This is a genomic window from Vibrio sp. 2-Bac 85, assembly GCF_037546705.1.
Lineage (GTDB): Bacteria > Pseudomonadota > Gammaproteobacteria > Enterobacterales > Psychromonadaceae > Psychromonas.
In genome coordinates this window covers 1-720 of record NZ_JALAAB010000052.1, presented here as the reverse complement: position 1 = coordinate 720, position 720 = coordinate 1, and the positions used below count along the sequence as shown (strand labels likewise).

The window sequence follows — 720 nt, the reverse complement described above, 5'->3', positions numbered from 1 at the left end:
CAAATGAATTCAATTATTTGTCATTTCTTAACCTGCTATTAACCTCATGAAGACTATTATCTTCATCAACAACGACCGATAAGGGGTAAAACATGACGGTTGTTGTAAAGGTGATAACAGATGAATAAACACACCGCTTACAAAATAATTTGCAATAAAGGAAATTTATTTCCCACTAGGTAGGTCTTTTGAAAGTGAGTGTGTATTAAAACAAGATGACGCAAAGGAGTTGGCTGATTCAAACCTTGTTAATGTGAGTGAGTAAGAAGTAACAACGCCCTCGTCACAGATAAATAAACAACAAGGTAAACGGTGAACAATCACCTAGCCTTTATCATTCTAAATTCGATTGGTGACAAAAAAGCCACAATGAATGGAAAAATAGAGTGATGACGGTCACATAAATGATAGGCATAATAGCTACATCGAGTGAGGAAACAGCGGTAACGCATTAAACACTCATTCAATACAACTATGTATAAACAAATTATTTAAGGTATTCAAAATGAAAAAATTAACAACTCTAGCAGCAACATTACTTATCAGCTCAAGCGTTTTTGCTGGTACTCAAGTCGTTCATTCTGACAAAAACTTCAGCACTGATGCTTTCACAAATAAAGCAGCAGCTTACGAAGCCGGTTTTGATTACGTAAACCAACTTAAACAGTTACCTGAAAACAAATTACGTCATGAGTTGGTACTTATCTCTGAAACACCAAC

Annotated in this window: 1 pseudogene; it reads left to right on the top strand. The window is 35.3% G+C overall.

Annotated features, from left to right (window positions below):
- Window positions 1–505: 505 nt before the first annotated feature.
- Window positions 506–720: pseudogene (locus tag MT390_RS19695) on the top strand (DUF3316 domain-containing protein); the annotation flags it as partial.